Here is a 13,840-nt window from a genome sequence, read left to right as displayed (position 1 = left end):
CCACAAGAGGCTATCGATCACCGAATGAATTATTTATGGGGCGGCAAGTAGATTTGCTTGCTGCGTAATTGAATTGCAGTTATTACTTGAAACCGCCTGTAGTTATTGCAGGCGAAAATACGATAACTGTTGTCGCCTGTCTTGAATGAATCTATGGAGCCGGGGCTTTTGACATGAACCTTTCGGTTTCCTTTGATCGTTGCTATAGGCTCTATGTTGATTTCCGCATTCTCTTTCAGCTCTTGCGGCATTGGGAAGATGTTTACGAACCTGCCCCGATTCGCAACCAGGATATGCCTGTTATCGAGAAAAGAGACGCCATGCGGGTAATCAAGGCAGCTTGAACTGATTATCATACAGTTCGTGAGGTGGATGAAGCAAAGTAGGCATCCGAACACGGCGTGTAGTCATTGGGAGGCGACAGTGGAGCGGTAACGAGCTTGCGATGTTATCGCGTAGCGGTCGGTGACCAGAACGTCCGGGGCACTAATAGGTTGTCGAAGGCCGAGTCGATTTTGGGGACTTGGATGTCCCAAAATCTTTCACGAGGTCGAAGGCTCGCTTGGACAGAATAAAGGAAGATTTTGTTGTGGTTGGAAGCGGCAACAGCCATCCACTTACAGTCAGGTGAAAATTTAATGTCCTCGGTGCGCTCCATGCCCGAGATAATGTGCTCGATCTCGGGTGTGGCCGTATAGGGAATTAACGTGTCGTCTATTGTTGCTGCAAGTTGAGAGGTTATGTTCGTTTATCCCAGTCAAACTACTGAAGACAGCTGGGGCATTGTATTGTTTTAGCGGTTTTGAGTCTCCATAGTATCAAGCATAAAACGAAGCCTCTAGCGGTCTTCGGGTATCAAGAGCCGCGAGGTCAGGGCGCCCAGGGGCAACGAGATGGCGGCTATGACGCCAAGCCTGAATGTCGTGATGACGATGTTGTAGTTGGGCTGCAACGCCATGGCCGCGAGTTTATTGCCATCCTGTTACCATAAGATGTCCGGCGGCAGCTCAGCCAAAGGTCAAGGGGCAAGCCGGGCTGTGGCCCGGCCTTTGTTTTTACTCAAAGCTCTGGGTCAGGATGATCAGCTTGTCGAGACGGTTTCTGGCCTCCCCGCTGGTGATCGCTTCGCTGGCTTTCTCCACGCCTTCTGCGAGACTCGTCGCCACGCCGGAGGTGTAGATGGCGGCGCCGGCGTTGAGGCAGACGATGTCCCGGGCGGGGCCGGGGTTGTCTTCGAGCACCGAGCGGATGATACCCAGGCTTTCAGTGGCGTCGGCGGCTTTCAGCGCGTCGATGTGTGTGCGGGACATACCGAAATCTTCGGGCTGCACAGCGTAACGGCGAACCCGTCCGTCTTTCAGTTCGGCCACCTCGGTCTTGTCGCCGACGGAGATTTCGTCCAGGCCGTCACGGGCGTGCACCACCATGACATGGCGGCTACCCAGCTTCTGGAGCACGTTGGCCAGTGGGTCGAGCAGTTCATCACTGAAGACGCCAAGTACCTGGTTGGGGGCGCTTGCCGGGTTGGTCAGGGGGCCGAGCACGTTGAAGATGGTGCGTGCGCCCATCTCCTTGCGGGGGGCGATGGCGTGTTTCATTGCGCCGTGGTGTGCCGGTGCGAACATGAAGCCGACGCCCACCTCTTCAACGCATTGAGCGACCTGCTCAGGAGAGAGGTTGAGGTTTACGCCAGCTGCTTCCAGTACATCGGCGGAGCCCGACTTTGAGGAGATGGATCGGTTGCCGTGTTTGGCGACACGGGCTCCGGCTGCGGCGGTAACGAAAGCACTGGCAGTGGAGATGTTGAAGGTACCGGAGGCGTCACCGCCGGTGCCACAGGTGTCGACCAGGTTATCCGGGCTGACCTCGACCTTGGTGGCCAGTTCACGCATTACGGAGGCTGCTGCAGCAATCTCGCTGACGGTCTCCCCTTTCATGCGCAGTCCGATCAGAAAGCCGCCGATCTGGGCCTGTGTGGCGCCGCCGGTCATGATGGATCGCATCACATCAGTCATCTGTTCAGTGCTCAGGTCGTGGTGCCCGAGGACGTGATTGATCGCTTGTGGCATCTCCATTGTGATACCTCCTTTTATGCTTTATTTACGGGTGCAGGGTATGCAAAGACTACCTCTTATCCGTATTTTCACTTCCCTTCAAGGAAGTTTTTGAGAAGGTCGTGACCGTGCTCGGTGAGTATGGACTCCGGGTGGTACTGCACGCCCTGGACATTGTACTCCTTGTGGCGTACGCCCATGATCTCGTCCATCTCCCCGTCGGCGTTCTGGGTCCAGGCGGTGATCTCCAGGCACTCTGGCAGGATCTCTTTCTCGATGACCAGTGAGTGGTAGCGGGTCGCTTCGTAGGGGTTGTTCAGCCCACTGAAAATGCCGGTGTCGGCATGAAAGATGGGCGAGGTCTTGCCGTGCATCACCTCGCGGGCATGGACGATTTTGCCACCGAAGGCCTGGCCAATGGACTGGTGACCCAGGCAGACGCCGAGGATCGGCAGGCGACCGGTGAAGGTATTGATCGCCTCCACTGAAATGCCAGCTTCGTTGGGCGTACAGGGACCGGGTGAGATCACCAGGTGCTCAGGGTTCAGCGCCTCGATCTGCCGGATCGTGATCTCGTCGTTGCGGTGGACGTGGACATCAGCCCCCAGCTTGCCGAAGTACTGCACCAGGTTGTAGGTGAAGGAGTCGTAGTTGTCGATCATTAACAGCATAGTGCTCTACCTACGTGATAAGTGCGTTTTCAGTTCGCTTGTCAACGCAGTCCGTGGGCGTTGACAAGCGAACCCGAAGGGCGCTCTTTGTTGTGTTCCGCAGCTGCGTTCCAGTGCTTGTTAAGGGCTTGCCATTAACGGCGCCCTGCACCTTGCTGCGAAACACAACAGAGGCGCTGAAAATGCACTTATCAGGTAGGTAGGGCACATTACGCTCCTGTGCAGTCGTTGACGGTGAGGCCGGCCTCGGCCAGGGCGACAGCGCGGAAGACGGCGCGTCCCTTGTTCATGGTCTCTTTCCACTCCAGTTCCGGCTTGGAGTCGGCCACCACGCCGGCACCGGCCTGGATATGCAGGGTGCCGTTCTTGATCACCGCGGTACGAATGGCGATGGCGGTATCCATGTTGCCGTTCCAGGAGAGGTAGCCTACGGCACCGGCATAGACGCCGCGCTTGACCGGTTCGAGTTCGTCGATTATCTCCATGGCGCGGATCTTGGGGGCGCCGCTCACGGTACCTGCCGGGAAGGTGGCGCGCAGCACGTCGATGGCGGTCATGCCCTCCTTGAGTTCGCCGATTACGTTGGAGACGATGTGCATGACATGGGAGTAGCGCTCGATCACCATCTTGTCAGTGAGTTTCACGCTGCCGATTTTGGCGACCCGGCCTGTATCATTGCGGCCAAGGTCGATCAGCATCAGGTGCTCGGCAATCTCCTTGGGATCGGCCAGCAGCTCTTCCTCCAGGGCCTTGTCTTCCTCTTCGCTGTAGCCGCGGCGCCGGGTTCCCGCGATGGGGCGCACGGTGACTTCACCATCTTCCAGCCGGGTGAGGGTCTCGGGGGATGAGCCCACGATATGGAAATCGCCCATGTTGAGAAAGTACATGTGAGGGCTGGGGTTGAGTCCGCGCAGGGCGCGGTAGAGATCCAGCGGTGGTGCATGGAAGGGAATGGAGAGGCGCTGGGAGAGCACCGTCTGCATGCAGTCGCCGTCCAGGATGTACTCCTTGGTGCGCTCTACCGCCTGCTTGAATCCCTCCTTGGAGAAACCGGAGACGAAGTGGGATTCGTCGATGGTGCGGCGCTCCCTGTGGGGCTGTTCAGGCGTGGCGGATCGCATCTGTTCAGCGATGGCCCGCAGGCGCTGTTGTCCCTTCTCAAAGGTGCCGCCGCTGCTGGGGTCTTCGTGGGCGATGACATAGAGGCGCCCGCGCAGGTTGTCGAACACCACCACTTCATCGGAAACCATCAGCATGATGTCCGGGTTGTCGATGGGATCCGGGTTGGGGCAGTTGGCCAGCTTGGGTTCGATATAGCGGATGGTGTCGTATCCGAAGTAGCCCACTAGGCCGCCGGTGAAACGGGGCAGGTTTTCGTGCTCCGCCACGTGATAGCGCTGTTGGAATCCCTCGATGAATGCCAGGGGGTCATCCGCTGCGTGGGTCTCGACCACCTTGCCGTCTGTTTCGACAGTAATCGTGTGTCCCTTGATGCGCAGTAGCGTGCGGCAGGGCAGGCCGATGATCGAGTAGCGACCCCATTTCTCGCCCCCCTGTACCGATTCGAACAGGTAGGAGTGAGGGCCGTCGGCGAGCTTGAGGTAGACGCTCAGCGGGGTGTCGAGATCTGCCAGGACCTCGCACATCACGGGGATGCGGTTGTGGCCTTTCGCGGCCAGCGTGTCGAACTGTTCGGGAGTCATGTTCCTCTCTACACAAGGGTATTAAACAGGATTGGGTGATGAACGAGCGTCACCAGCGCCATCGCGTGCCTGTTTTCAACGTCTTGTGGTGGTGCGTAAGGTACATGATTCACCTTTGTAATAACCCGAGGTATCAGATAGTCAGGTTAATAAAAGAAGGGCTAACGATAATCTAATTTGGAATAACTATCCAGTGGGTGTCGGTGGGTTGGTTTCACCCAGCCCACCGAACAGTCGATAGCCTATGCCGCCTTGGTCAGCAGGCCTTCGAGTTCCACGAACGAGTCGATAACATGGTCCGGGTTGGCATCCCGGATGTCGTTGCCGTGGTTGTAACCGTAGCTCATGCAGACAATGTCGAACCCGGCAGCCCGGGCTGCCTTTACGTCGCTCACCGAGTCGCCCAACATCAGTGACTCGGAAGATTTGACGCCGAAGTGCTCTGCAGCATGCAGCAGTGGCATGGGGTCCGGCTTCTTCTTGGGCAGGCTGTCGCCGCTGATCACGATCTCGAAGTAATCGTAGACCTCCAGTGCCTTGAGCAGGGGTACGGTGAACTGTTCAGCCTTGTTGGTTACACACCCCATGCGGATGCCTGTGGTCTTGAGGTAGTCGAGACCTTCGCGCACCCCCGGGTAGAGGTGGGAGTTTTCGCCGTTGTGCTTGTCGTAGAGGCCCAGAAAGATCGGGTAAGCCTTTTCGAACTCCTCGTCGGTGGGTTCGCCTTCGAGCTGGCCGATCAGGGCGCGGCGGGTGAGGCGCTCTACGCCATTGCCTACCCAGTCGTGTACCTTGGCATCTCCGTAGGGCGGGCGGCCGATCTTTTCCATCATGGTATCGACGCAGTAGGCAAGGTCGGGGACGCTGTCCACCAGGGTGCCGTCAAGGTCGATCAGAATCATTTTTGGTTTGTTCATACGTTTTACTTCATTGCAATGGTAACCACAGGGGAGAGATCTTCCCTTGTGGTACAGGTTTTGGTCGATCTTAGACCTTGGCGAGTTTTTCGCGCATCTGGCCGAGGATGGTGTCGTAGCGGTTGGGGTCGCTGTCCTTGCCCTTGCCGAAGATACCGGAACCGGCCACGAAGGTATCGGCGCCCGCTGCGGCGATCTCTGCGATGTTTTCTGCTTTGACGCCACCGTCGATCTCCAGGCGGATCTCCAGGCCGGCATCGTCGATCATCTTGCGGCAGGCGCGCAGTTTATCCATGGCAGCAGGGATGAAGCTCTGGCCACCGAAACCGGGGTTTACGGACATGATCAGGATCATATCGACCTTGTCCAGAACATAGTCCAGGTGGGAGAGTGGGGTTGCAGGGTTGAATACCAGACCGGATTTGCAGCCGTGGTCGCGAATCAGCTGCAGGGAGCGGTCGATGTGTTCAGAGCCTTCGGGGTGGAAAGTGATGTAGGTAGCGCCGGCCTTTGCAAAGTCAGGGGTGATGCGGTCAACGGGCTTTACCATCATGTGCACGTCGATGTCGGCGGTGACACCGTGCTTGCGCAGGGCTTCACAGACCAGGGGGCCGATGGTCAGGTTCGGCACGTAGTGGTTATCCATGACGTCGAAGTGGACGATATCGGCGCCCGAGGCCAGGACGTTGTCCACCTCTTCGCCCAGCTTGGCGAAGTCGGCAGAGAGAATGGACGGTGCAATGAGATAGTCAGACATTTTTTATACTCCTCAGCCGCCCCGGGAAGGGGATTGCCAGCAACCAAAAAATTTTAGAGCAGGCACTTTACCCCAAGCGTTGGCTTTTTTCACCCAGTAACTTCTTGATTGAATAGGTCTATTTATGGGTTCCATAAGATAATCTTAGGACCCGGCAGGGGGTGGCTCCGGAGAGCCGCTCTTAACCTCGCCTATACTCTTCATTAGGGAGTGGGGGATAAAAAGGATAACTCCATGCACCTGAAAGCTTTTTTCTTTTCTGTGCTCTGTATTTTCTGGGTGCTTGCCAGTGCTTCGGATCTGGTGAGGGAGCACCTCATCGCTTCCGAGATCGAGGATTCTATTGCCGGGGGAAACCCCATTCGCCTGAAAACAGGGGATACGACGTTTCTGGCAATTCATTCTGAAGTGGACGCCGGGGCACGTCGTGGCGGCGTCATTTTGCTGCACGACAGGGAGGCGCATCCGGACTGGAGGTATGTCATCAGTCCTCTGCGCATGGAACTGCCGGAATCCGGTTGGGAGACCCTCTCCATTCAGCTTCCGGTGGCGGCGAAGGATGCGCCGCCGTGGCTGTACCGGGAGCTGATTCCGGAATCTTTTCCCCGGATCAAGTTTGCGGTGGAGTATTTCAAGCAGAGAAAAATCACCGACCTGGTGCTGCTGGGGCATGGTCTCGGTGCACGGGCGGGGGCCGAGTTTCTGGGGGCTGGTGTACCCGGTGAGATCAAGGCGTTTGTTGCAGTTGGACTGCCTGCACAGGGCGCTCCGAACACCCTGGAGGCCTTGAAAAAGATCAATATACCGATACTCGATCTGTACGGAAGCCGGGATATCGATTCCGTTCTGGAAAGTACGGTTGACCGTGTGGAGGCAGCCCGTGAGGGTGGGAATAGCCATTACCGACAACGCGAAGTGGTGGGTGCAGATCACTTCTTCACGGGGAGGGAGCGGCACCTTGTCGGAACCATACGGGACTGGATGCGAAAGAGTCTATCCGAATGATTGAAAAAGTAAGCGCCAAGGGGATTCTTCACTGGCTGACGCTGGTTTTCCTGCTGTCAGTCCTGGTTGAGGTCGGTTGGCTGCACAGTCTCAACTGGTTCGACATGCGCTTGGGAGATCTGTTTCATCGTTATCATGCCACCACCCAGCAACCGGACCGGGATATCGTGATTGTGGATATCGATGAGCGTAGTCTCGCTGAACTGGCCCCGGAACTGGGGCGCTATCCCTGGCCAAGGTCGGTCCATGCTGAACTGATCGAGGGGTTGGTCGGCCAGGGTGTGAAGGTTGTCGTCTTCGATATCATGTTCAGTGACCCCGACCTGATTCAGCAGGAGGGGGATCACTACCTGGTCGAAACAGCCCAGGCTCACGACAATGTTTTCTTTGCCTTTCAACGGCTGCAGGGCGCGCAGGATTCCCTCGGCCTGGATTTGGCAAAATATGGCGAGGCGCTGGGATTCGAAGCGACAGGCCCGGCTGATCCCGATGCGCATGTTTCCCTGCTGCTGCCGATTTCCGGATTGGCACTCACCGGGCGAATCGGCACCATCAATTTCAACGAGGATTCGGATGGTGTGGGACGGCGATACGATCTGTTTATCGATGCGTATGGCTGGCGTCTGCCATCAATGCCTGCAAAAGTCGCCAAGCTGCTCGGTTACAGGCTGCCAGCTGCCCAGGATATTCTTCTCAACTGGCGGGGGCCGGCCCTGAGCTACAACCGGGTCTCCTATGCCGATGTATTCACGGATCTCGGAAGGCGCATTCCTCAACGGCCGCAGGATGAGTTCAGGGACAAGATCGTGATCGTCGGTTCCGCCGCCTCGGCACTACATGACCTGCGGGCCACGCCCATAAGCAGCCGGATGCCGGCGGTGGAGATCCTGGCGACAGCCATAGACAACCTCAAGAATGGCAATTATCTGCACGACATTCCCCAGGGCGTTAGGTTGGTGATTGCCATCGTGTTGCTGCTTGTTCTTTACATGCTGCTGCGTGTCGGCAGTTCGCCGCTGTTTATCGGAATTATTCTGCTGTTTCTGAGTATCGTGATGGCGATCGGGGGCTATCTGCTTCTGGAGCAGCGTCGCTTTGTGCCACTGGCGACGCCGTTGGTTTTTGCCTGGCTCTATTATGGTGCATCTGTTGCACTCTCCTACTGGTACTGGCAGGAGCATCGCAGCAGGGAGCGTTCGGTGGCCATGTTTCAACGCTTTCTCGACCCCAGGGTCGTGAAGGAACTGGTGGACAGCGAAGAACCCCTGTCCGAGGGAAAGGGGCAATCGAGGGAGTTGACCGTCCTCTTCTCCGATATTCGCAGCTTTACAACCCTCTCAGAGGCCCACACGCCGGAGGAGGTAGTGAGGCTTTTGAATGACTACTTCAGCCGCCAGGTTCACGTGATCTTCAATCACGGCGGCACCATGGACAAGTTTATCGGCGATGCGATCATGGCCTTCTGGGGCGCGCCGGTTCCGGACGAGAATCAGGCGGTCAACCCGGTACGGGCCGCCATGGCAATGGAGACTGCGCTGATGGCGTTTCGCCGGGAATACGGTGGTGAATTCAGCAAGCTGGATGTTGGGATCGGTATTCACAGCGGAGACGCCGTGGTCGGTTTCATCGGTTCGGAGAATCGCTTTGACTATACTGCTATTGGAGACACCGTGAATCTGGCCAGCCGAATCGAGGGGGAAACCAAGGGGCTGGCGCGGATTCTGGTATCCGAGGCTACGCGAATGCGCTGTGGCAATGAATTTGATTTTGTCGATCACGGTCTGTTTAGCGTAAAGGGGCGTACCGAGCAGGTTCACCTGTTCGAGCCGAAGGGGAAGTCCGATGATTAACAGGACAATAGCGTGTCTTGTGTTGTTATTGCTTCTATCTGCTTCAGCATTTGGGGGGGGCAGTTGGCCACGGTGGTACGGGCGACTGAGCTGAGAGATGCTCCCTATCGCGATGCGGCTGTTGTGGCCAAGCTGATGTCCGAATCCTCACTTATGGTTGTGAACCGGAAAGGTGGCTGGTGCCAGGCCCAGTTCGGCGAGCAGGAGGGCTGGGTGCGGATGACCGCGCTGCGTTTCGAAGCCAAGGGCGTGGAAAGCGAGAGCACCGCAGGTGAGGATGTCAGTGCAGCGTTCAACTTTCTAACCACCGGGCGCTCAGGGTATACCGGGGTTACAGCCGCCACCGGGATTCGTGGGCTGGATTCGGCAGATGTCATGAATGCGACTCCCAATCACAAGGCTGTGAGAGACCTGGACTGGTTCAAGGCCGATCTCGAAGAGGCGAAGCAGTTTGCTGCAGAAGGGGGATTGGTAGCAAAAGAAGTGGCCTATGTGGAGGAAGAGAAGAGTGGGGGCTTCTTTTCAGGAGGAGCAAAATCCCAGGAAGAGTCGGCTGAGTTCAAGAAAAAGAGTCCTTTTCCTATAGGCCTGGGTGGAGGAGATTAATGGGTGGAGGAGATTAAAATGAGATACCAGCGCATTTTATCTGTGGCGCTTGCCCTTTTTATTGCAGTCACGGGAGACCTGGTGGCAGGTCCTTTTGATCAGTTCAAGTCGATGTTTGGCGGGAGGCTTGGTAACCAGGGAGAAAAGGGTGGTAATACACAAAGCATCGATCTCACCAGCATTATAGAGTCTGCCAAATCTGCCAAGGATGCGTTTGGGGATGTAGACCCCAAAGAAGAGCGGGCCATTGGTGTCGAGTCGTCGTCGGTTCTCCTGGGGGCGGCTCCTCTGCTTCAGGATGCAAAGGTTCAGTACTATGTGAACCGTGTCGGGTACTGGGTCGCACAGCAGACGGAGCGCCCTGACCTGGAGTGGCGCTTCGCTGTACTGGATGTTGATGACATCAATTCTTTCGCGGCGCCGGGTGGTTTCGTGTTTGTCACCAAGGGGCTGCTCTTACAGCTGGATAATGAGGCGGAACTGGCACCAGTGCTGGCCCATGAGTGTGCCCACGTGGTGCAGCGTCATTACCTTGCGGCGGTCAAGAAAAACGCACGCCTGGATCTCTCTGCGAACCTGGTATCGGCGGCGGTGAAAACGGATCACAAGGATACCCTGAATAAGGTGCTGGCCGGCAGCAGGGAGTTGTATGCCCGCGGCCTGGACAAGGATGACGAATACGAGACTGATCGAATGGGTGCGGTACTTTCCGCAAGAGCCGGATACGAGCCCTTCGGTCTCCACCACGTGATGCAGCGGCTAGCGACGGTCAATCCTGATGACGGCTCTTTGAGCTTTATGTTCAAGACTCATCCCTCTCCTGGTCAGCGATTGGATGAACTGGAGGTGACGGTGGATCCGCTGGCTGATTATGCAGAGGGTCCGTTTCTCCGGGAACGTTATCAAGCGGAGACCTCGGCAATTCACCGGCACTGGATGGATCGATAGCAGGATACAGAAGCCAGAGGGGGCGGCTTAGATAAGTGCATGGGTGCAAACCTGTTGTTGAGGAGGTTTGCGCTGAGAGATGCACTTATTCAATCCGGGTTGTAGCCCGGCAGTTGGCTTTCATCCACTTCGTCTATCTGTGATTTATGCAGGAACTTCTCGGCGTATTGCAGGTAAACCTTCCCTTTTATGAACAGATCCACCAGCTTGCCGTCCAGATGGCCATCGAGCCGCATGCGACACAGGATCTTCAGGGCATTGGAAAGCATGATTGGATCGCGATAAGGGCGGTCGTGGGCAGTAATGGCTTCGAAAACATCTGCAATGGCCATGATGCGGGCAGGTATCGACATCTGGTCCCCTTTAAGCCCGTTCGGGTACCCGGTGCCGTCGATATGCTCATGATGGCCGCCGGCGTATTCCGGTACGTTTTTCAGGTAGGGGGGGAAGCGTAGTCCGTTGAGTATGAATATCGACGCGTTGATGTGGTTGTTGATCTTCTTTCGTTCTATGTCGCTCAGCGTGCCCTTGCGCACGCACAGGTATTCAATTTCCTCCGGGGAGAGAAAGCTCTCTAATTCGCCGCCACTGTTGAGCCAGTGGCGGTCGCCTATTTCATGAATGCGCGCGATAGCTTTATCGTGCAGAAACTCGCCGCCGATGTTCATCGTGCGCAGAAAATTGAAGTCTTCATCGAGTCGCTGTTTTTTCTCCTCGTACCGTAGTTTGATCCTGTCTAGCTCCTTGCTGTCGGTGGTGTCGTTGGTCTGATTCAGGTAGTCGATGTAGGCATCCCGCTTGAGAATCTCCGTGCGCAGCTCAACCACCTTGATGCGGTCGAAGCGGGTCTGGAGCTTGGTCGACTTGTCCAGCAGGTGATCCGGTGTGGTTATCTTCCCGCAGTCGTGTAGCCAACCTGCAATCTCCAGTTCATATCGGTCCTCATCCTCCATTTTGAAATGGGTTTCTGGGTCATTGTTGTTGTTGGCCGCTTCAGCCAGAAGCAGTGTTAGTGCTGACACACGTTTGCTGTGTCCGGCAGTGAAGGGTGAACGCTCGTCGATCACGTCACTGATCATCTTGACCAGGGACTCGAACAACTGGCGCTGATCATCGATAAAGCGCTGGTTGGTCACGGCGACGGCGGCCTGGGAGGCCAGGGATTCGACCAGTTTCCGGTCATCTTTGCTGAAAGGGACCACTTCACCAGTATTGGAATCCAGGGCATTGATGAGTTGTACTACACCGATGACCTCGCCGTCGTTGTTGGCCATGGGTACGGCAATGAAAGACTTTGAGCGGTAGCCGAAGCGCTGGTCGAACTGGTGGGTGCCAGTGAAGTCGAAGCCGTTTTCAGTTGCATAGACATCAGGGATATTGATGGATTTGCATGAGGTGGCACAGTGGGTGGCAACAAGGTGGTCGTTGGGGCTTCCGTCTGCCTGGTAGAGGGGCAGGCACGGGTATTTTTGGGTAGAGCTGTCCAGGGCTTCACTCCAGTGGATGCCCAGGGAGTCGGTCATCATTATTTTGAAGTTGAGGCACTTATCCTCTTCTGACACAAGATAGATGGTGCCACCGTCTGCATGGGTAAGGGAGCGCGCATTTTCGAGAATCCGCTCGAGCAGTTTTGGTGTATCCCGTTCTGCTGACAGGGCGATGCCGATATCGTTGAGACGGTGCAGTCGATCAATCAGTGAGTTGGATGAGCCCATTGTCTTTTTCCGGTAGCGAATCTGATTGTTCCCCACTCTAAAAATAGCCAGTGATGTGGATGTTTCACAGTTGATTTTCAGGTTTTGTCCCCTTTTTTTACTTTTTGGGAAGCTGGGTTCTGAATATTAAGAACAGGCATCCTGATATGACTATGTTTGGTGCGGGTATGCACGCCATTGTGGCGCACTTGTCTTTCGTGATAACAGCAAGCGGAAAGAGGCGGGGCTTCACTGTGTTTGTTGCGGGATAAAATTGTGAGGCATGGAGAATACTACATAATATACTGAGATAGGGTGGAATTTCAAGATGATAGATGCATAAGATGCACTTGCAGGACGTTATGGGTCGGGCTAGAGTGCTAGAACTTGCAACCCTAAATTCCCAATGAAATGACCTTATGGGGTGCTGTTTAGGGGCGTGAAGTAGTAGGAATAAAATTTGCATTTATGTTTGTCGCTTCCGTGCGCCAGCGATTGCCAGTGAAAATTAAGGCAATGGCAGAGTCGCCCGGTCTCATTCACTTGCAGTTATAAGAAAGGATGACGGAGATTATGAAGAAGATCTATGCAATCGCATCAGCCGTGGCGCTGGCCACTGCTTTTTCAACCACGGCACAAGCAGGTGCCACCCTCGACTCGGTAAAGAAAAAAGGTTTTGTTCAGTGTGGTGTGAGTACAGGCCTGGCTGGATTCTCCAGTGCTGACGACAAGGGCAACTGGGCCGGCCTTGATGTGGATATCTGCCGTGCTGTTGCTGCTGCAGTGTTTGGTAGTGCAGACAAGGTGAAGTACAGTCCGTTGACTGCCAAGGAGCGTTTTACCGCCCTGCAGTCCGGCGAGGTGGACATGCTCTCGCGCAATACCACCTGGACACTCACCCGCGATACCTCCCTGGGTCTCAACTTCGCCGGTGTGAACTACTACGACGGTCAGGGCTTTCTGGTTGCGAAGGACCTGGGAGTCAAGAGTGCCCTGGAGCTGGATGGTGCATCCTTCTGTATCCAGGCCGGTACCACCACCGAACTGAACCTGGCGGACTACTTCCGTGCAAACAAGATGTCCTACACCCCCATTACCTTCGACAAGTCTGACGAAACCGTGAAGGCGTTCGAAGCCGGACGTTGTGATGCGCTTACCTCCGACCAATCCCAGCTCTATGCACTGCGTATCCAGCTGAAGGATCCCGGCAGCGCCATGGTACTGCCTGAAGTGATCTCCAAGGAGCCCCTGGGTCCCGTGGTCGCACAGGGTGACGACGAGTGGTTCAATATCGTTCGCTGGTCACTGCATGCCATGCTCAACGCTGAAGAGCTGGGTGTGAACTCCGGCAATGTCGCCAAGATGATGGAGAGCAAGGATCCCAATATCCGCCGTCTGCTCGGCCTGGAAGGCATCAAGGGCAAGGGGCTCGGCCTGCAAGATGGCTGGGCAGCCAGCATCATCAAGGACGTTGGTAACTACTCCGAAGCCTTCGAGCGCAACGTGGGCATGAGCAGCCCGCTCAAGATTGCCCGTGGCCAGAACGCCCTCTGGAACAAGGGCGGTCTTCAGTACGCACCGCCGATTCGTTAATATCGGTCTAGCTGTATGACGAGAGCCGCCGGGTTGCTGCCC

At 56.0% G+C, this 13,840-nt stretch carries 12 protein-coding genes; 6 read left to right on the top strand and 6 right to left on the bottom strand.

What is annotated here, in order from left to right; all coding sequences use genetic code 11:
* The first annotated feature begins 173 nt into the window (after nucleotides 1–173).
* Nucleotides 174–344, top strand: coding sequence for a hypothetical protein (locus tag BOW53_RS12895; RefSeq protein WP_216641078.1), 171 nt, complete (start codon nucleotides 174–176; stop codon nucleotides 342–344).
* Nucleotides 345–1,055: 711 nt separating this feature from the next.
* Here BOW53_RS12895 and trpD read toward each other — a convergent pair.
* The 5 genes from trpD to rpe form a co-directional block, all read right to left on the bottom strand.
* Nucleotides 1,056–2,075, bottom strand: a complete 1,020-nt coding sequence (trpD, locus tag BOW53_RS01665; RefSeq protein ID WP_078485786.1) for an anthranilate phosphoribosyltransferase — start codon at nucleotides 2,073–2,075, stop codon at nucleotides 1,056–1,058.
* Nucleotides 2,076–2,143: 68 nt separating this feature from the next.
* Nucleotides 2,144–2,725, bottom strand: coding sequence for an anthranilate synthase component II (locus BOW53_RS01660; RefSeq protein WP_078485785.1), 582 nt, complete (start codon nucleotides 2,723–2,725; stop codon nucleotides 2,144–2,146).
* A 209-nt stretch (nucleotides 2,726–2,934) separates the two neighbouring features.
* A complete protein-coding gene (gene trpE / locus BOW53_RS01655) occupies nucleotides 2,935–4,428 on the bottom strand; it encodes an anthranilate synthase component I (RefSeq protein WP_078485784.1) in 1,494 nt (497 codons plus the stop codon).
* Between the two features lie 242 nt (nucleotides 4,429–4,670).
* Nucleotides 4,671–5,345 (bottom strand): phosphoglycolate phosphatase, encoded by a 675-nt coding sequence (locus tag BOW53_RS01650; protein ID WP_078485783.1) that lies wholly within the window; start codon nucleotides 5,343–5,345, stop codon nucleotides 4,671–4,673.
* 70 nt (nucleotides 5,346–5,415) lie between these two features.
* Entirely contained in the window at nucleotides 5,416–6,102 is a 687-nt protein-coding gene (rpe, locus tag BOW53_RS01645) for a ribulose-phosphate 3-epimerase (RefSeq protein ID WP_078485782.1), read from the bottom strand.
* Nucleotides 6,103–6,336: 234 nt separating this feature from the next.
* On the opposite strand from rpe, the gene BOW53_RS01640 reads away from it, so the two are divergent.
* From BOW53_RS01640 to BOW53_RS01625, 4 genes are read left to right on the top strand one after another with little or no spacing between them, the layout of a single operon-like run.
* Nucleotides 6,337–7,107, top strand: coding sequence for a DUF3530 family protein (locus BOW53_RS01640; protein ID WP_078485781.1), 771 nt, complete (start codon nucleotides 6,337–6,339; stop codon nucleotides 7,105–7,107).
* On the top strand, nucleotides 7,104–8,957 hold the full coding sequence (locus BOW53_RS01635; RefSeq protein WP_078485780.1) for a CHASE2 domain-containing protein: 1,854 nt from the start codon (nucleotides 7,104–7,106) through the stop codon (nucleotides 8,955–8,957). Before BOW53_RS01640 ends, BOW53_RS01635 begins: the two co-directional genes overlap by 4 nt.
* Nucleotides 8,958–8,969: 12 nt before the next feature.
* The gene (locus BOW53_RS01630; RefSeq protein ID WP_135606953.1) at nucleotides 8,970–9,563 is read left to right on the top strand and encodes an SH3 domain-containing protein; all 594 of its coding nucleotides are present in this window, start codon (nucleotides 8,970–8,972) and stop codon (nucleotides 9,561–9,563) included.
* Between the two features lie 18 nt (nucleotides 9,564–9,581).
* Nucleotides 9,582–10,511: a M48 family metalloprotease gene (locus tag BOW53_RS01625; protein WP_078485778.1), complete on the top strand. Its 930-nt coding sequence runs from the start codon at nucleotides 9,582–9,584 to the stop codon at nucleotides 10,509–10,511.
* Between the two features lie 89 nt (nucleotides 10,512–10,600).
* Here BOW53_RS01625 and BOW53_RS01620 read toward each other — a convergent pair whose 3' ends face one another.
* The gene (locus BOW53_RS01620) at nucleotides 10,601–12,226 is read right to left on the bottom strand and encodes a GAF and HD-GYP domain-containing protein (RefSeq protein WP_078485777.1); all 1,626 of its coding nucleotides are present in this window, start codon (nucleotides 12,224–12,226) and stop codon (nucleotides 10,601–10,603) included.
* 552 nt (nucleotides 12,227–12,778) lie between these two features.
* Between BOW53_RS01620 and BOW53_RS01615 the strand changes: the two genes are divergently transcribed.
* The gene (locus BOW53_RS01615) at nucleotides 12,779–13,798 is read left to right on the top strand and encodes an amino acid ABC transporter substrate-binding protein (RefSeq protein WP_078485789.1); all 1,020 of its coding nucleotides are present in this window, start codon (nucleotides 12,779–12,781) and stop codon (nucleotides 13,796–13,798) included.
* Nucleotides 13,799–13,840 lie beyond the last annotated feature (42 nt).

Origin of the sequence: Solemya velesiana gill symbiont (assembly GCF_002020805.1) — a bacterium.
Classification (GTDB): Bacteria; Pseudomonadota; Gammaproteobacteria; order Chromatiales; family Chromatiaceae; genus Sedimenticola_A.
This window is presented reverse-complemented; position numbering and strand designations above follow the sequence as displayed.

Excerpts from the sequence above, each read along its gene's own strand:
- BOW53_RS01620 (WP_078485777.1), bottom strand. The coding sequence starts at position 12,226 with ATGGGCTCATCCAACTCACTGATTGATCGACTGCACCGTCTCAACGAT.
- BOW53_RS01625 (WP_078485778.1), top strand. The coding sequence starts at position 9,582 with ATGAGATACCAGCGCATTTTATCTGTGGCGCTTGCCCTTTTTATTGCA.
- BOW53_RS12895 (WP_216641078.1), top strand. The coding sequence starts at position 174 with ATGAACCTTTCGGTTTCCTTTGATCGTTGCTATAGGCTCTATGTTGAT.
- rpe (WP_078485782.1), bottom strand. The coding sequence starts at position 6,102 with ATGTCTGACTATCTCATTGCACCGTCCATTCTCTCTGCCGACTTCGCC.
- BOW53_RS01635 (WP_078485780.1), top strand. The coding sequence starts at position 7,104 with ATGATTGAAAAAGTAAGCGCCAAGGGGATTCTTCACTGGCTGACGCTG.
- BOW53_RS01640 (WP_078485781.1), top strand. The coding sequence starts at position 6,337 with ATGCACCTGAAAGCTTTTTTCTTTTCTGTGCTCTGTATTTTCTGGGTG.
- BOW53_RS01615 (WP_078485789.1), top strand. The coding sequence starts at position 12,779 with ATGAAGAAGATCTATGCAATCGCATCAGCCGTGGCGCTGGCCACTGCT.
- trpD (WP_078485786.1), bottom strand. The coding sequence starts at position 2,075 with ATGGAGATGCCACAAGCGATCAATCACGTCCTCGGGCACCACGACCTG.
- BOW53_RS01650 (WP_078485783.1), bottom strand. The coding sequence starts at position 5,345 with ATGAACAAACCAAAAATGATTCTGATCGACCTTGACGGCACCCTGGTG.
- trpE (WP_078485784.1), bottom strand. The coding sequence starts at position 4,428 with ATGACTCCCGAACAGTTCGACACGCTGGCCGCGAAAGGCCACAACCGC.
- BOW53_RS01660 (WP_078485785.1), bottom strand. The coding sequence starts at position 2,725 with ATGCTGTTAATGATCGACAACTACGACTCCTTCACCTACAACCTGGTG.